The organism is Coprococcus ammoniilyticus (assembly GCF_025567345.1).
Classification (GTDB): Bacteria; Bacillota; Clostridia; order Lachnospirales; family Lachnospiraceae; genus Coprococcus; species Coprococcus ammoniilyticus.
In genome coordinates this window covers 380,396-396,926 of the sequence record NZ_JAOQJS010000002.1, presented here as the reverse complement: position 1 = coordinate 396,926, position 16,531 = coordinate 380,396, and the positions used below count along the sequence as shown (strand labels likewise).

Genomic DNA, 16,531 nt, shown 5'->3' with positions numbered 1-16,531 from the left:
CAGAGAAAGATTTGTATTTTAATAAAAAGAAAAGGGAACATTTTTCAGATTCCGAATATAATAATAAAAAAGCCGGATGGTATGAAATGGAAAATTATGATCATTGCAATGGAGTGATCCATGTAGTAGAAAAAGGGGATACATTATATAAGCTTTCAAAACACTACAAATGTAATCTCTGTGACATCATAACTGCAAATCCGTATGTAAATGTCTATAATATGCAGGAAGGGGAAGAAATCTGTATTCCGATAGAACAGGAAGGCTCCGGAGATGGAAAGATGCATTATACAGTGAAAAAAGGAGATACCTTTGAATCTGTATTCATGTATTTTGGTGTCGGTCCACAGGAATTATTTGAGAACAATAAGAACTTGTATCAGGTCGTTTTGCCGGAAGGATTGGAGCTGGTTGTGGATTAAGATATATAAAAGTTAGAAATTCTTCATGATTGTGCTGTTGTAAAGTTTTTCGTTCTATTATATAATTTGATAATGTCGGGATACTATCAGCCATATTCTCATTGGATGGGAATATGGCAGTTCCCTGATTTGTGGATATAACGGATGTTGGAAAATCTGTTTATATACCGAAAACAAATAGTATGAATGAAATTAAAAGGAGATCCATTCATGAAGATGATAAACAAGCTTGAAAGGAAGTTTGGTCGGTATGCGATCAAGAATCTGTCCCTGTATCTGATCCTTGGATATGTCATTGGCTATCTGCTTCTGATGTTTGCACCACAGGTTTTATCAAAACTGATTCTTGTTCCTGCATTTGTTATGCAGGGAGAAGTTTGGAGATTACTTACATGGGTAATCACTCCTCCGGAATTAAGTGTCAGTATCTTTACTATCATTATGTTGTTCTTTTATTACAGTATCGGTAATCTGTTAGAACGTTCAATCGGTACGTTTTTGTACAACCTGTATATATTTGGTGGTATGTTTCTCACGATGGCAGGAACGATGATCGCATATATACTTTGTCAGTATGTATTTCATATTCCGATGTCATGGGATTCTCATATCTATATCGTATCCAGTTATTATATCTGCCTGTCTTTATTTTTGGCAGTTGCAGTTTGTTATCCGGATATGCAGGTACTGTATGCAATGATCATTCCGGTTAAGATGAAGTGGTTATCTGTTTTGTATCTGGTGTTTATAGGATATTATTTTATGAACGCAAACCTGATGGGACGTGTAAATATCGTAATGTCACTTTTAAACTTTGTAATTTTCTATTTCAGCACAAAAGATTTCAGACGGCTTTCTCCAAAGCAGATCAAGCGAAGGAGGAATTATGCGAAGCAGGTGCGTGTCAACAATTCAGAGAATGTGACACATAAATGTTATGTATGCGGCATCACAGATAAGGAAGCACCTGACATGCAGTTCCGTTATTGCTCCAGATGTACAGGCAACAAGGAATATTGCCAGGATCATTTGTTTACGCATGAGCATAAATAAGAGATGGATTTAATTAAGGATGAGAGGAAAATAGATAGTTATGTATAATGAAGATAAAAAACTGATCACAGAGATAACCCGTAAGAACAATATGGATGAGAATCTTGCAAAATTTGCAGATGCAGTCATGACGGCAGATTTCGAATATGCCTGTCAGAAATTTGCATTAAACTATGTTGTGATCCGTGAACTGATGGCAGACAAAGATTTTGCAGAGGATCCATATATTTATGAATGTGTTATGGGAATCAATAAGCTGGTCGGAACATATCTGGCAGGAGATGCGGATCAATTGGATGACAAGGATCTGGCGCTTATCTCCGAAATGAGAAATAAGATCACGGAGAAGATGAAGGTACTTACTGCATATACTGATGCGTTTGAGTTGTACGAATATATCCTGAACCGAAAAGAATATGGATTCGAGGAAAATGTGGACGAAGAACTTGAGAAGATGTTTGAGGAATTTGATGCAGAGCAGTTCAGTGCGGAGGTCTTTAACTTCATCTTTGCAGATAAGGATAAGGTAGCGGTAAATGCGAAGATCCAGCAGATCGTAGGTCAGCTTCCGCTTCGTATGACAAAGGCAAGATTTTACGATATTATCGGACAGACTTTATCAATTTATAATGGTTGTGAGATCAGTTCATTGGATGATTTTATAGAGACAGTAGAAGAAACTGCCTTATTACAGCTTCCGGAGAAATTCGAGACAGAATATTCTTCTCTGCATGAAGCGTACGAGATTATTAAAGAGGGAGATTATGCACATCTTGATTTTGACGGATACAGGAATCTGTCAACGGTTCTGGATAAAAGTGCAGGCTTTATCAATGATGTCGTATCTGATTATATGATGCTGATCGAGCTGGTAAATGATCTGTACAGCATGATGCTTGCGGCTGAATGCAAGTCAGGAGTATCGGAATCCTGTATGCGGGCATTATCTATTATCAGACGCATCTATGAATCCATGGAGAACGAAGATGAATTTCCGACGGATGCATATGATATGCTGGTTGCAAATGAAGGCGCGCAGGAGGAAGCGGGAGAACACCGGATGGTGCTTGAAGCTCCGATCTATGATATCGTATCTTCCAATCAGCCGGATATTATCCGCCTTGGTCTGGAGGATGCTTATCATCGTATTGATACACTGGAAAAACTATTATCCGGAAGTATGTTTGTAGATATCGATCATGTGAAGATTGAGACAGGCGCACTTGCGGATTCTGAATATATTATTTCAAAAAAGGATAAACTGATAGAAGAATTCGGAGAGGTATTTACCGGAAACTCACAGGTAGTTAATCGTGCGGTCATGGCGAAGATACTTTCTACAATTCCTGTGTTCTTTAATACACAGCAGGAGATCAAAGATTATATTGATAATGCACTGGTGCGCTGTTCAAATCGCAGCGAGGTTCTTGCATGTTATGTGATCATTCAGGGAATTATGGAAGATTAGAGAGAGGTCGGACAGAGCAGGGGAGTGAAAAAATGACAATAGCAAAGCGGCTTTATACCGGAGTTATGCCGGATAAGACGGCATCCCGACTGATAAAAAGAATAAAAAAACGGAAGCCTTGTGCGGATGTTTATGTCATAACACTTCCATTGTTTGAGGACGGACTGTTAGAGGTTTATGAGGCAAATGAATTCCTGCAGCCGTACTATAAGAAACGAACGGATGATATCGTTATCGTTGGAATGTCGATGACAAAGGCCGGAGCGTTTTTTCTTATACGGGATATTATCCGGGATGTATACGGTACGACCGGAAAGTTTGATTGTAAGGACTATTTTCTATATGACATGACAGTGTGCTGATATAAGGGGAGCATATGTTACATATTTTCTTATTGATATTAAAGATTCTGTTGATTACAGTATTGATCCTGATAGGGCTTGTACTTGTACTGTTGCTTTTATTATTATTCGTTCCTGTCCGGTATCGGTTTTATGCAGAAAAACATGACAATTTTATATGCAAATTAAAAGCCTCATGGTTGGGTTTTGTATTCTGCTTCAAAGCAAATTATGATGAAAACGGCTTTGTATATTGGCTGCGGTCATTTGGCGGAACGCTGGTATCCAATGAAGATGGATTTTCGGAAGAAAGCCAGGAAGAAACAGATACGGAGACAGAAGTCGCAGAAAGTGAAAAAGAAACTCGTATGCGGGAAAAAGCTGAAGTCAGAGAAGCAAAAAAACTGAAAAAACAGGAAAAGGCAGAGACTCGAAAAGCAAAAAAACAGGAAAAACGCGAACAGGCAGAAGCCGAAAAAACGAAAAAAACGGAAAAGCAGGAAGCAGAAGATGCTGAATCCGATCAGCAGGATGGTTTGTCAGATCAGATGATGCAGGATGCAGATCCCGACAGAGAAGATAGAGATGCTAACCGGGAATTTGCAGAAGATCATTCGGAATTTCAAAAAAGTCCGGAGACGATATTTACCCGTATCGGTAAGAAGTTCGACCGATTTGTTATTGCGGTAAAGGATAAGATCGAAGCAGTTGTAAGAAAACTGCACCATATGAAAGATAAGGCGGAGCAGTATAAGAAATTCGTCCGGGCGGGTACAACAAAGCAGGCATTTCAGGTGTTAAAGCGAAACGTGATCCTGTTATTAAAGCATCTGAATCCGACAAAGATCAAAGGTCAGGTGACATATGGTTCAGGAGATCCGGCATCTACCGGAAAACAGCTTGGATATCTAAGTTTGATTTTACCGTTATATTATAATAAAATAGATATAACTCCGGATTTTTCCAAGAAGATATTGGAAGGGGATATTTTCATAAAAGGAAGAATCAGGGTTTATAATATATTATATTATTGCTGCAAGGTATACTTTAATAAATACGTGAAAAGATCTATGGCATATTTAAAAAAGATTTCGGGAGGAAATAAGTAATGGCAAATACAAATATTGACGGAACGATCAGCACTTTGTTTCATGGAATGGATGGATTTGTTTCATCCAAATCTGTAGTGGGAGATCCTATCAAGGTAGGAGATACGATCATTATTCCACTTCTTGATGTGAATTTCGGTATGGCGGCCGGTGCGTTCAATAAACAGACCGGCAATAATGCGGCCGGTGGTATCGGAGCAAAGCTCAGTCCGGCTGCGGTTCTGGTTATCTCAAATGGTAAGACAAGACTTGTTAATATTAAGAATCAGGATGCCATCAGCAAGATCATTGATATGGCACCTGAGATCGTTGACCGGATCACCAGCTTCTTTAAGAAGGAAAAGACAGAGGAAGAAGAGCAGATCGAACAGGCGGTAGAAGAAGCATCGAAACCGGCAGAGGAATAAAACAGACATAAAAGAAAAAGACTTTGCATATCTTATAGTGGTATGTGAAGTCTTTTTTTTGGCGGTGATGTTGTTTGAAGCGTGTAGTTGGATTTGCCCTCTTTTTCGTTGCGATCGGAATGATATTCAGCTATCTGGTAGAAGGGTTTCTGGAATTTTTGATTATTGTAATCTTTTTTTTAATGGCATATATATTATTTTGCAGATGCTAAAAGTCAATGACCTGACCGGGTTAAGGCAGGAGAGATTTTGAGAATTTATGATAGAAGCTTGGCCGGCAGTCTGAAAAAAGAAAACAAAAAAGACTGCCATTGTATTATGGCAGTCTTTTTTAGAAAGAATACGAGGTGAACTATGCACGCTCAACCTTTCCAGATTTTAAACATGAAGTACAAACATAAATCTTCTTTGGAGAACCATCTACGATAGCCTTAACAGACTTAACATTTGATTTCCACATCTTATTTGCTCTTCTATGTGAATGGCTCACTTTGATACCGAAATGAGCACCTTTATTACAAACTGAACATTTTGCCATGATAGCACCTCCTTATTTTTATTAAACTTATCCTCTCATAAGTTCACAACAAATGTTACTATATCAGATAATTTTGTTATATGCAAGCATATTTTTAATTTTTTTAAAAAGAATAGACAATAAATGGTTGTCTTGAAATTTGCATATTCTCTGTTATAATAGAACTATATGTTTATAATTATGGTGAGACAGGTTTGCCTATTTTTAAATATACTTTTCAGAATGACAAGGAGATGGGATTCCTGCACATCATATAACAGGACAAAAGCATGGGAGGTTTTCTATGAACGAATATATAAATAATGATAATGGAACCGTCAGTCTGGATGAGAATGTGGTTGCACAGGTAGCAGGTATGACAGCACTCGATTGCTTTGGCATTGTTGGTATGGGTATTGTCAGTGTAAAAGACGGAATCGTAAAACAGTTAAAAGGAAACAATATCACGCAGGGAATTCATGTTACGTTTGATGAGAATGGAGATATTGTGGTAGAGCTTCATATCGTTGTGGCATATGGTGTCAGCATCAAGGCTGTAACAGATAATCTGATGCAGTCTGTAAAATATAAAGTAGAAGATTTTACATCTCTTAAGGTCAGTCAGGTAAATGTATTTGTTGAAGATGTAAAGATTCTGGATTAGACGGAGGAACTGTAGAAGTGAAAAATACGATTGATGTACTTGCACTGAAGAAAGCATTTATAGCCGGTGCGAATAACCTTGATAATAAAAAAGATTATATTAATGAGCTGAATGTGTTCCCTGTACCGGATGGAGATACCGGTACAAATATGACAATGACGATCATGTCAGCAAAAAGGGAAGTTGAATCCTGTAAGGAGACAATGAGTGATATCGCAAAGGCAATGTCAACCGGTTCCCTTCGTGGAGCCAGAGGTAATTCAGGTGTAATCCTTTCTCAGCTTCTTCGTGGTTTCAGCAAGAAGATCGGGGATAAAACAGAGATAGGAGTAATCGAGATTGCTGATGCATTCCAGAAGGCGGTTGAGACAGCTTATAAGGCTGTTATGAAGCCAAAGGAAGGAACGATCCTTACAGTTGCCAGAGGTATTGCTACTAAGGCCAGAGAATGTGCAGGTACAGATATTACATTGGAGGAATTCTGCGAAACCATCATTAAGCATGGAGATGAAGTGCTTGCTTCCACACCGGAGCTGCTTCCGGTATTAAAAGAGGCCGGTGTTGTGGATTCCGGCGGACAGGGTCTGATGGAAGTATTAAAAGGTGCAGTTGACTGTATTCTCGGACGTGTCGTAATTGCAGATACAAAGCCTTCCGGAGCAGGAGTATCCGGTGTTGACAATCCAAAGTATTCTGAAGATCTGTCGGCCGATATCAAGTTCGGATATTGTACAGAATTTATTATTAATCTGGAAAAACCATACGGCATAAAAGAGGAAGAAGATCTGAAACAGTTCTTAGAGTCAATCGGTGATTCCATTGTCTGTGTATCAGATGATGAAATCGTTAAGATCCATGTTCACACAAACCATCCGGGCCAGGCATTTGAAAAAGGTCTTACCCTTGGTTATCTGTCAAATATGAAGGTTGATAATATGAGACTGGAGCATCATGAGAAGGTCATCAAGCAGGCAGAACGGGAAGAAGCAGCCAGACAGGAAGCTGCAAGACAGGCAGAGAAAGAAAAACAGCAGCCAAAGAAACAATATGGTTTCATCGCAGTATCCATGGGTGATGGATTAAAGGAGTTCTTTACGGAGCTTGGAGTTGATTATGTGATCGAAGGTGGTCAGACGATGAATCCAAGCACTGAGGATATGCTGAATGCGATCGAGAAGGTTCATGCCGAGAATATATTTATATTCCCAAATAATAAAAATGTTGTTCTTGCAGCCAATCAGGCAGCCGGCTTATGTGAAGATAAGAATATCATTGTCCTTGCAACGGCAAATGCGCCACAGGGTATCAGTGCAATGATAGCGTTTGACAGTACGATGACATTAGAGGATAACAAGAACAATATGTTAGAAGCTGTATCAAATGTAAAGAGCGGACAGGTAACATATGCAGTCAGAGATACCTCCATCGATGGAAAAGCCATCCATGAGGGAGATATCATGGGTATCGGTGATAAGGGACTGGTATCCGTTGGTAATGACATTTCGGATGTTACATTCGATCTGATCAAAGATGCAGTAGATGAAGACAGCGAACTGATCAGTATTTATTACGGAGCAGATGTAAAGAAGGAGGATGCAGAGGCATTTGCGGCAAGAGTGGAAGAAAGCTTCCCGGACTGCGATGTACAGAACTACTATGGTGGTCAGCCAATCTATTATTACATTGTTTCTGTAGAATAAAGGGAGAAAAACTACATGGAATTAAAGGATAAGGTAACTTGTATTAAAGGGATAGGAGAAAAAACAGCCGGTAATCTGGCAAAGCTTGGTATCTCTACAGTGAGTGACCTTATCCATTATTATCCAAGAACTTATATTACATATATGGATCCTGTTGACATTCAGGATATACAGGCAGATGAGCGTCAGGCAGTAAGTGTGACGATCAACAGTCGGGTGGAAGTGAAGAAGCTTCGCGGATTCTCGATTGCGACTGCCTATGCCAAAGATTATACCGGGACAATTAAACTGACATGGTTTAATTGTCCTTTTCTGCGTAATTATTTTCATATTGGAGATCGTTATATTTTTGTCGGAGAAGTGAAATATAAGAATGGCATGTATACGATGAGCCAGCCGGAGTACTACACAGTGCCCAAATATCAGGAAATTTTAAAAGAATGGCAGCCGGTATATGGTTGTACGGCGGGGATTACAAGCAAGACGATCCAGAAAGCGGTAAAGGGAACGCTTCCTCTGATTCAGACGCTTTCAGATTATATACCGGAGAACATTCGGGATGAATATGATCTGATGCGGGCAAATGAAGCCGTAACCCATATCCATTTCCCGGATACGGAGGATCACTTAAGAGCTGCGATCAAGCGGGTTGCCTTTGATGAATTTTATGAATTTATAGAGAATATGCATAGTCTGAAAGAACATGATACGGTGAAATACAATCAGGCGAAGATACCATTTACGGAGCAGGTGACAGGGTTTATCGAGAGTCTTCCGTATCGTCTGACAGGGGCACAGATGGATGCGGTTCGGGATATCATGGCAGATATGGATTCAGAGCATGTGATGAATCGTCTTGTGCAGGGGGATGTTGGTTCCGGTAAAACGATCGTTGCCGCGATCGCATTATTTGCCTGTGCGACGCAGGGTTATCAAGGTGTGATCATGGCACCGACCGAGGTACTTGCAAATCAGCACTTTAAAGAACTGACCGGCTTATTTGAGCCATATGGAATCCATGTTGCGCTGTTGACCGGTTCGATGACGGCAAAGGAGAAACGGGAAGCGTATCAGGAGATTGCAGAGCATCGTGCGGATGTGATCGTAGGAACGCATGCGTTGATACAGGACAAGGTGGAATATGATAATCTGGCGCTTGTTGTAACGGATGAGCAGCATCGGTTTGGCGTAAGACAGAGAGAGAAATTATCATTAAAAGGGGGAACGCCACATGTTCTTGTTATGAGTGCGACACCGATTCCGAGAACCCTTGCGATCATTATGTACGGAGATCTTGATATTTCGGTAATTAATGAACTGCCGGCAGGACGGATTCCGATCAAAAACTGTGTAGTGGATGAGAGCTACCGTCCGAAAGCACAGGCGTTTATCCGGGCAGAGGTTAAGAAAGGACATCAGGTCTATGTGGTATGCCCGATGGTGGAGGAAAGCGAAGCCTTAGATGATGTGACAAATGTAGTTGAGTATTCGGAAGAACTGTCACAGAAGCTTGACAGCAGCATACATGTGGCCTATCTGCATGGCAAGATGACAGGGGATGAGAAGAACCGTATCCTGACGGATTTTTATGAAAAAAAGGTTGATGTACTGGTATCTACAACGGTTATCGAGGTAGGGATCAATAATCCGAATGCCACGGTTATGATGGTAGAAAATGCAGAACGGTTTGGACTGGCAGCTCTGCATCAGCTCCGTGGGCGTGTGGGACGTGGAAATCTGCAGTCTTATTGTATCTTTATCAGTGGAAAGAAAAATAAAGAAGTGATGGAACGATTAAATGTACTTGCAGATTCAAACGATGGCTTTTATATTGCGGGAGAAGATCTGAAACGGAGAGGACCGGGAGATTTCTTTGGTATCAGACAGAGCGGAGATGTGCTGTTTAAGATGGGAGATATCTATAAACATGCCGACATGTTAAAGGCAGCATCGGATGTCTATGAGAAGTATGGTGACCGCATACGGACAGAATTTGACCGAAGTGTAGCAGCAAGAAATGAGATGTATGGAAAACCGATATTATAAGGAGATTAGAACGATGGAGATAACAGAGGTAAAAGAAAAGGCAGATAAGATCTGTGAGAATATATCGAGAGTACTGATCGGCAGAGAGAAGGAGATACGTGTGATACTGGCGGCACTTTTTGCGGGAGGTCATGTACTGGTGGAGGACAGACCGGGAACCGGCAAGACACTTTTAGCAAAGACATTTGCCAAAAGCATCGGAGGGCAGTTTAAGAGAGTTCAGTTCACACCTGATCTTATGCCATCCGACATTACAGGCTTAAGTATCTATAATCGTAAATCAGAAGATTTTGTATTGGTGAAGGGACCGGTATTTACAAATATCCTGCTTGCAGATGAGATCAACCGTGCAACACCGAGAACACAATCCAGTCTGCTTGAGGCAATGGAAGAGCAGCAGGTGACGATCGATGGAGAAAGTCATAGGCTTGAAGCACCGTTTTTTGTTATTGCAACAGAGAATCCGATCGAGACGACCGGTACATACCCGCTTCCGGAAGCCCAGCTTGACCGTTTTCTTATAAAGATCTCCATGGGAGATAATTCAAAGGCTACAGAGGTTTCAATCATGGATCGTTTTATGTCTGAGAATCCGTTTGATACACTTCAGACGGTCTGTGATACAGATCATATAAAGACGATGCAGGAAGCGGTCAGAGAAGTTTTTGTTCATTCTTGCGTAAAGGAATATATTGCAGACATAATCCTTGCAACCAGGAATAACAGCCGGATACAGGTTGGTGCAAGCTCCAGAGGCACGATAGGGCTTCTTCGTCTGTCGCAGGCATATGCTGCTATGGAGGGCAGAACCTTTGTCCGTCCGGATGATGTCCGTTATATGGCACCATATGTCCTTGCACATCGTGTGATCATGGCAGGACACATGGATGAGAAAAAAGAAAAGACAGTGATCAGGGAACTGGTCGATCAGATCGCTGTTCCGGTTGAAGATTGGGAGAATTAATATGGAGATACTGATAGCAGTATTGTGCTTTCTGGTGATCTATCTCGGACAGACTGTTATTTACCGCAAATACTGGGATCAGGGGCTTTCTCTTGATCTGGATTTTGATGACAGGTATCTGGAGATTGGCGATAAATCAGGGATAACAGAGACAATTACAAATCGAAAGATGCTGCCTCTTACAACTTTACATGTGAAGTTTTCCACAGCGAGATCCTTGCAGTTTCAGGAAAATGAGAATGCGGTTGTTACGGATTTTTATCATAGAAATGATCCGTTTTCGATTATGGGAAACCGGAAGGTAGTCAGAAAGCTTTCATTTACGGCGAAAGAACGAGGATTGTTTTTTATCAGTGCTGTAAAGCTGATGGCAAAGGATTTTTTGATGTCGAAGACATTTGCGTTGTCTGTAGAAAATCAGGCATTTCTGTATGTTTTCCCTGAAAAACTTTCTAATATACAGCTTGATACGGTCTTAGATGGTATGTTGGGTGATCTGACATCAAGGAGAAGTCTTTTTCCGGATCCGTTTGCTTTTTCCGGTCTGCGGACTTACAGCGTGGGAGATCCGAGAAAGAGCATTAACTGGAAAGCAACAGCCAGATGCGACGACCTGATGGTAAATGTATATGAGCACACGGCAGAACAGAGGGTGAAGATACTTGTCTGTCTGGAGCCGAACACCATGATAAGAGTTCATTATATACAGGAAATGTGTATCAGTATAGCATCCACGGCAGCATCTTACTTTCTGGATAACCGGATTCCTGTCATGATACGGGCAAATGGATATGATCTGTTATCCGGTGAGATGGAATGGGTGGATTTTGGTTCTTCCGGAGAACATCGATTTACGGTTGATAAATATCTGGCACGGATAACGGAAAATGCCGGGATCGATAGATTTGTTGAAGTCTTGAAGCAGGAAGTGACAGATGTAGACAGCAATACAACATATCTCATCGTATCTGCATACCATAAAAAGGATTTGCTGGATGAGCTTGATCATATGGCTGAAAAAGGAAAGAATATTTATATGATAGTTCCATATCTGAATATACAGGGGTGCGATGATATCAGACCTTATCTTCATGGAATGGAGGTAGAGTTAAATGACACATAAGATATATTGGGCAGAGCGAGGATTGCGTTATCTTTATGAGGTGGTAACGGCGGAATTGTTCATGTATACATTCAGCATGATATTTATGAGACAAGATCCGCGGTTTGTGGATGCCATTTGGATCGCAGGAATATTTCTGTTGTCCTATCTGATCAGAGATTTTGCACCGAATCATATATTACTTACCGTTGGACATCTGGTGCTTGCGGGACTTTTAGTTATCTTGCCGGGCACAGTATGGATCCGAACGGTTACAGGGATTTATGATATCGGGTATCTGCTGCCGTGTGCGGTAGCTTATGCAAAGAGAGGTTCCAGACTTACAGATATGAGCGAACCATGGCCATCGATCTTAGCAGGGATTTTTGTTTATTTTGCAAGTATCGGCATGGAACTTCCTGTTTTGTCGAACCTGTCTTATATTGCAGTTGCATTACTTATGGCTATATATATGATGATCCGGTATATACAGGGGTTGAAACGCTATATCTCACAGACAACAGAAGTATCGGAGCAATCCATCCGGGATATCGCATTTATAAATGGCAGGGTTGTATTATTCCTTGCAGTGCTTGTGTTGTTATTAATGGGAGCCTGTCGTTTCCTTGATCTGTCCGGGTTTGTAAATGTACTTGCGCGTGCATTTGCAAAGGTAGTTCAGACAGTATTTGGTGCGATCATGGTCATATGGGTATTTGTGCTGACGCTGCTTACGAAGGGAGGACCGGCAGCAACCAGTCTCGATTATCAGGATACTTTAAATGAATATTATCAGAACAGTGTAAAGGGATATGATGTATTTACCTTGATATTAAAGGTATGTGTAGTTCTTCTTCTGATATTCTTTCTGGTACGGATATTGTTGCAGGTGATCCGTTTCCTTTTGAAACCGAGAAGCTATGCAGATGATGTGATCGAGCTTATCTCCGAAGAACCGGATCAATATAAAGAACGTATAACAGATAGACGTATAATGCACAGATTGACAGCTGAAGAACGGGCAAGAAAAATTTATAAGAAGTCGATCCTGCGATATAAGGATGTAATCACACTTAACAAACGGATGACCTGTGAAGATATCAGGCAGGAGATAACAGAGACGGAGGATGGAAATGTAGAGGGTATTTCTGCCATATATGAACAGATCCGATATGGAGCAGGGGAAGTGGACAACTATGTTATACGAGAAATGAAAGCAGCATCCGGACAGAATAAAAGGGTGAATAAAAAAGAAAATAAAAAGGGAGTAGTGCAAAAATGAACCAGAAGAAAAAGACGATCGTATTATGGGGAGTCATCATAGTACTTGCAGCGGCTGTTGTGACACTGTCAGTTATACTGGTGACAAAAAGTCGGAAAAATAATGATCCGGACGGACAGAAGAATGCCGGAACAGAAGCTGTGATAGAGGGATCCGGGCAGAATGCGGAGCAAAAGGCTGAGGATGGCGCTGATCAAAAGAAGGAAAAGGGTGCATCCGATACTCAGAAGTCGACAGATGACAAGAAGACCTTATATGCAGAAGTAACGGTTGGAAGTACATGGGAAAATAACGGAATGACAGCCGCTACAGAGACGGTCACGATCTATAATAAGACCGATAAAGCTGCAACGGATTGGAGCGTTGATCTGGAATTTTCCGGGAAAGTAACGATCGACCAGCTCTGGAATGGAAAGTATACGGCAGATGGATCGGTGGTTCATGTAACCGCAGAAAGTTATAATGAGGAGATACCGGCTGGTGGCAGCATTGATTTTGGATATAATTTATCAGCATCGGATGTGAAGCCTGTTCGTTGTACATTGATGATCGCAGGAAAAGAAGTAACAACTGTCACCGGTGAGAAGGCAGCTCAGACAGATGGGCAGTCTGTTGACAGTGATAAAAAAGATCAGTCCGGAAGTAATAAGGTCACAGATACTAAAAACGGTAAAAAAGAAGATAATCCGTATAAGGCACATGGAAAGCTTGCGGTATCAGGAACGGACCTGGTGGATGCATCAGGCAGTAAATTCCAGTTAAAAGGTGTCAGTACACACGGACTTACCTGGTTTGCTGATTTTGTAAGTAAGGACACTTATCAGTATTTCAAAGATTCCTTTGGTATCAATCTGGTACGTTTTGCTATGTATACAGATACAGGAGATTCCTATGGATATTGTTCAGGCGGAAATAAATCAGAGATCGAGGAGCTTCTGGGAAAAGGTGTTGATGCAGCAACGGATCTTGGATTGTATGCGATAATTGACTGGCATATTTTAAATGACAATGATCCAAATATGCATATAGATGATGCAAAGGATTTCTTTGACCGGATATCAAAGAAATATGCTTCTTACGGAAATGTGATCTATGAGATCGCAAATGAACCAAATGGTGGTACAACCTGGGATTCTGTAAAGAGCTATGCGGAAACGATCATCCCGATCATACGAAAAAATGCACCGGATGCCATTATCATTGTCGGAACACCAACCTGGAGTCAGGATGTGGATGTGGCAGCTGCAGATCCGATCACAGATCAGACCAATCTGATGTATGCGGTTCATTTCTATGCCGCAACCCATAAGGATGATCTGAGAAATAAGGTTCAGTCGGCACTTGATTCCGGACTCCCGATTTTTGTATCAGAGTTTGGCTTGTGTGATGCATCAGGAAACGGTTCGATTGATTATAATCAGTCTGATGCATGGTTTGATCTGATCAATGATAGGAACTTAAGCTATGCGGCATGGAATATCTCGAACAAAGCTGAAACGTCATCATTATTTGATTCCTCCTGTACAAAGACAAGCGGTTTTACAGATGATGATCTGTCAGACAGCGGAAGGTATATTAAGGAAAAAATTGAGAGTTTCTATTGACAAAAGGGATGAAATATATACAATAAAAAAAGATTTTAACAACCTATGGGAGATCATGATTTATGAGAGTAATAGCGGGAACTGCCAGAAGCCTTCGGCTGGAAACGATCGACACGATGGATACCAGACCGACAACCGATCGGATCAAAGAGACCTTATTTAATATCATATCGAGAGAATTGCCGGATTGTACATTCCTGGATCTGTTCAGCGGAAGCGGTGCGATTGCGATCGAAGCATTGAGTCGTGGAGCAAAACAGGCAGTCCTTGTAGAACAGAACCGGAAAGCGGTTGACTGCATTAACCGGAATCTGGAATTTACGAAATTGAAAGATAAGGCAAGAGTCATCACAGGAGACTGTGTTGCAGCGATCGACAGTCTGGAACGGTCAGGACTTGTGTTTGATATTATATTTATGGATCCGCCATATGGAAAATTATTGGAAAAACAGGTGCTGAACCGTCTTGCATCATCCGGCATTGTTGATAAGAATACCTGGATCATTGTAGAATCAGATCTGGATACGGAATACGATTATCTGACCGATATAGGATATGAGATCGATCGTGTGAAGAAATACAAGACAAATAAGCATACATTTATACAGGAGATTCTATAAAAATGAGCAGTGCAATATATCCGGGAAGCTTTGATCCCGTAACATTAGGACATCTTGATATTATCAGACGCTCTGCGGAGATGTTTGACGAAGTTATAATCGGTGTTTTGAATAATACTTCAAAAACTCCATTGTTTTCTGTAGAAGAACGTGTTAATATGTTGTCTGAAGTGGTGTCAGACATACCGAATGTTCGTGTTGAGAGTTTTGGAGGTCTGCTGATTGATTTCGCCAGACAGAATGGGGTGAAGACGATCATCAGAGGCTTAAGGGCTGTAACCGATTTTGAATATGAATTACAGATCGCGCAGAGTAATCGCAAGGTTGCTCCAGAGATAGACACCGTATTTTTGACAACCAGTATTGATTATGCATATCTGAGTTCCAGTATCGTAAAAGAGTATGCCAGCTTTGGTGTAGATGTGGAACAGTTTGTACCAGCAGGAGTTGTCGATCGGATAAAAGAAAAATATATCAGATAGTTTTAGGAGGAAATAAGTCATGGCAAAAAAAGGCATTGAGGAAATGATTTCCGAGATTGAGATTTTTATAGATAATTGTAAGTACAAGCCATTGTCATCCAGTATGATCATTGTTCCAAAGGATGATCTGGAGCAGATGCTGAATGAATTAAAATTAAAGCTTCCAAATGAAATTGAGCGTTGCAAGAAGATCATGCGCAACAAGGAAGCCATACTTGCAGATGCCAGAACAAGGGCAGATTCTATTATTACAGAATCTGTTGCAGAGGCAAATAAGCTGGTTGATCAGAGTCAGATTGTAGAACTTGCAAATATCCGTGCAAATGAGATTTTAGATATGGCAAGAAGTCAGGCTGATCAGATTGTAAACGAAGCAAATGCAGATGCAAACGAGATTCGTCTGGGTTCTATGTATTACACTAAGGATAAGCTTACAGAGGTCAGCAATTATATTAATGCAACATTAGAGGCTGAAAAGGCAAATTACGATAACCTGATTCAGTCCTTACAGTCAAATCTGGATATTGTATTGAATAATACAAATGAGATTAATGGAGATATTGCAAATATGACCGGAGCAGCACAGCAGGCTGCAGCTCCTGAAGAAGCAACACAGACAACATCAGAGGAGAATAATACAACTGTAGAAAATGAGCAGGATTATAACGTATATGGTAAGACAGAATACTCCAATGATGACGAAGATGACGAGGATGATGATTTTGACGATGATTTTTTAGATGATTAGGA

17 protein-coding genes are annotated in these 16,531 nt (G+C 40.8%); 16 read left to right on the top strand and 1 reads right to left on the bottom strand.

The window, feature by feature from the left end; all coding sequences use genetic code 11:
- Positions 1-11 precede the first annotated feature (11 nt).
- The 6 genes from OCV60_RS04295 to OCV60_RS04270 all read left to right on the top strand — a co-directional run bounded on the left by OCV60_RS04295 (position 12) and on the right by OCV60_RS04270 (position 4,800).
- Positions 12-422, top strand: coding sequence for a LysM peptidoglycan-binding domain-containing protein (locus OCV60_RS04295; RefSeq protein ID WP_262529474.1), 411 nt, complete (start codon positions 12-14; stop codon positions 420-422).
- 210 nt (positions 423-632) lie between these two features.
- Positions 633-1,475 (top strand): hypothetical protein, encoded by an 843-nt coding sequence (locus tag OCV60_RS04290; RefSeq protein ID WP_021943964.1) that lies wholly within the window; start codon positions 633-635, stop codon positions 1,473-1,475.
- Between the two features lie 40 nt (positions 1,476-1,515).
- Positions 1,516-2,943 carry a hypothetical protein gene (locus tag OCV60_RS04285; RefSeq protein ID WP_117784792.1) on the top strand — a complete coding sequence of 476 codons (1,428 nt, stop codon included), beginning with the start codon at positions 1,516-1,518 and terminating at the stop codon, positions 2,941-2,943.
- 32 nt (positions 2,944-2,975) lie between these two features.
- Positions 2,976-3,305, top strand: coding sequence for a hypothetical protein (locus OCV60_RS04280; RefSeq protein ID WP_021943962.1), 330 nt, complete (start codon positions 2,976-2,978; stop codon positions 3,303-3,305).
- Positions 3,306-3,319: 14 nt separating this feature from the next.
- The gene (locus OCV60_RS04275; protein ID WP_243000340.1) at positions 3,320-4,393 is read left to right on the top strand and encodes a DUF2953 domain-containing protein; all 1,074 of its coding nucleotides are present in this window, start codon (positions 3,320-3,322) and stop codon (positions 4,391-4,393) included.
- Complete coding sequence (locus tag OCV60_RS04270; RefSeq protein ID WP_021943960.1) at positions 4,393-4,800, top strand: GerW family sporulation protein; 408 nt, start codon at positions 4,393-4,395, stop codon at positions 4,798-4,800. Before OCV60_RS04275 ends, OCV60_RS04270 begins: the two co-directional genes overlap by 1 nt.
- A gap of 352 nt (positions 4,801-5,152) precedes the next feature.
- Here OCV60_RS04270 and rpmB read toward each other — a convergent pair whose 3' ends face one another.
- Positions 5,153-5,338, bottom strand: a complete 186-nt coding sequence (gene rpmB, locus OCV60_RS04265) for a 50S ribosomal protein L28 (protein ID WP_008400961.1) — start codon at positions 5,336-5,338, stop codon at positions 5,153-5,155.
- Positions 5,339-5,621: 283 nt separating this feature from the next.
- On the opposite strand from rpmB, the gene OCV60_RS04260 reads away from it, so the two are divergent.
- From OCV60_RS04260 to OCV60_RS04215, 10 genes are all read left to right on the top strand, one after another.
- Complete coding sequence (locus tag OCV60_RS04260; RefSeq protein WP_008400960.1) at positions 5,622-5,981, top strand: Asp23/Gls24 family envelope stress response protein; 360 nt, start codon at positions 5,622-5,624, stop codon at positions 5,979-5,981.
- 17 nt (positions 5,982-5,998) lie between these two features.
- Positions 5,999-7,681: a DAK2 domain-containing protein gene (locus OCV60_RS04255; protein WP_262529466.1), complete on the top strand. Its 1,683-nt coding sequence runs from the start codon at positions 5,999-6,001 to the stop codon at positions 7,679-7,681.
- 15 nt (positions 7,682-7,696) lie between these two features.
- Positions 7,697-9,727 carry an ATP-dependent DNA helicase RecG gene (gene recG / locus OCV60_RS04250; protein WP_262529464.1) on the top strand — a complete coding sequence of 677 codons (2,031 nt, stop codon included), beginning with the start codon at positions 7,697-7,699 and terminating at the stop codon, positions 9,725-9,727.
- A 13-nt stretch (positions 9,728-9,740) separates the two neighbouring features.
- Positions 9,741-10,691: an AAA family ATPase gene (locus OCV60_RS04245; RefSeq protein WP_262529462.1), complete on the top strand. Its 951-nt coding sequence runs from the start codon at positions 9,741-9,743 to the stop codon at positions 10,689-10,691.
- 1 nt (position 10,692) lies between these two features.
- Positions 10,693-11,814 carry a DUF58 domain-containing protein gene (locus OCV60_RS04240; RefSeq protein WP_117784797.1) on the top strand — a complete coding sequence of 374 codons (1,122 nt, stop codon included), beginning with the start codon at positions 10,693-10,695 and terminating at the stop codon, positions 11,812-11,814.
- On the top strand, positions 11,804-13,075 hold the full coding sequence (locus OCV60_RS04235; RefSeq protein WP_262529459.1) for a hypothetical protein: 1,272 nt from the start codon (positions 11,804-11,806) through the stop codon (positions 13,073-13,075). The genes OCV60_RS04240 and OCV60_RS04235 overlap by 11 nt, the downstream gene beginning before the upstream one ends.
- A complete protein-coding gene (locus OCV60_RS04230) occupies positions 13,072-14,679 on the top strand; it encodes a cellulase family glycosylhydrolase (RefSeq protein WP_117784799.1) in 1,608 nt (535 codons plus the stop codon). Before OCV60_RS04235 ends, OCV60_RS04230 begins: the two co-directional genes overlap by 4 nt.
- 62 nt (positions 14,680-14,741) lie before the next feature.
- A complete protein-coding gene (gene rsmD / locus OCV60_RS04225) occupies positions 14,742-15,299 on the top strand; it encodes a 16S rRNA (guanine(966)-N(2))-methyltransferase RsmD (RefSeq protein WP_021943953.1) in 558 nt (185 codons plus the stop codon).
- A gap of 2 nt (positions 15,300-15,301) precedes the next feature.
- Positions 15,302-15,781, top strand: a complete 480-nt coding sequence (gene coaD / locus OCV60_RS04220) for a pantetheine-phosphate adenylyltransferase (RefSeq protein WP_021943952.1) — start codon at positions 15,302-15,304, stop codon at positions 15,779-15,781.
- Positions 15,782-15,800: 19 nt separating this feature from the next.
- Positions 15,801-16,529, top strand: coding sequence for a hypothetical protein (locus tag OCV60_RS04215; protein ID WP_117784800.1), 729 nt, complete (start codon positions 15,801-15,803; stop codon positions 16,527-16,529).
- The last annotated feature ends 2 nt before the right edge of the window (positions 16,530-16,531 follow it).

Excerpts from the sequence above, each read along its gene's own strand:
- OCV60_RS04280 (WP_021943962.1), top strand. The coding sequence starts at position 2,976 with ATGACAATAGCAAAGCGGCTTTATACCGGAGTTATGCCGGATAAGACG.
- OCV60_RS04270 (WP_021943960.1), top strand. The coding sequence starts at position 4,393 with ATGGCAAATACAAATATTGACGGAACGATCAGCACTTTGTTTCATGGA.
- OCV60_RS04235 (WP_262529459.1), top strand. The coding sequence starts at position 11,804 with ATGACACATAAGATATATTGGGCAGAGCGAGGATTGCGTTATCTTTAT.
- OCV60_RS04215 (WP_117784800.1), top strand. The coding sequence starts at position 15,801 with ATGGCAAAAAAAGGCATTGAGGAAATGATTTCCGAGATTGAGATTTTT.
- OCV60_RS04290 (WP_021943964.1), top strand. The coding sequence starts at position 633 with ATGAAGATGATAAACAAGCTTGAAAGGAAGTTTGGTCGGTATGCGATC.
- OCV60_RS04230 (WP_117784799.1), top strand. The coding sequence starts at position 13,072 with ATGAACCAGAAGAAAAAGACGATCGTATTATGGGGAGTCATCATAGTA.
- rpmB (WP_008400961.1), bottom strand. The coding sequence starts at position 5,338 with ATGGCAAAATGTTCAGTTTGTAATAAAGGTGCTCATTTCGGTATCAAA.
- rsmD (WP_021943953.1), top strand. The coding sequence starts at position 14,742 with ATGAGAGTAATAGCGGGAACTGCCAGAAGCCTTCGGCTGGAAACGATC.
- OCV60_RS04245 (WP_262529462.1), top strand. The coding sequence starts at position 9,741 with ATGGAGATAACAGAGGTAAAAGAAAAGGCAGATAAGATCTGTGAGAAT.
- OCV60_RS04240 (WP_117784797.1), top strand. The coding sequence starts at position 10,693 with ATGGAGATACTGATAGCAGTATTGTGCTTTCTGGTGATCTATCTCGGA.
- coaD (WP_021943952.1), top strand. The coding sequence starts at position 15,302 with ATGAGCAGTGCAATATATCCGGGAAGCTTTGATCCCGTAACATTAGGA.
- OCV60_RS04275 (WP_243000340.1), top strand. The coding sequence starts at position 3,320 with ATGTTACATATTTTCTTATTGATATTAAAGATTCTGTTGATTACAGTA.
- OCV60_RS04260 (WP_008400960.1), top strand. The coding sequence starts at position 5,622 with ATGAACGAATATATAAATAATGATAATGGAACCGTCAGTCTGGATGAG.
- OCV60_RS04285 (WP_117784792.1), top strand. The coding sequence starts at position 1,516 with ATGTATAATGAAGATAAAAAACTGATCACAGAGATAACCCGTAAGAAC.
- recG (WP_262529464.1), top strand. The coding sequence starts at position 7,697 with ATGGAATTAAAGGATAAGGTAACTTGTATTAAAGGGATAGGAGAAAAA.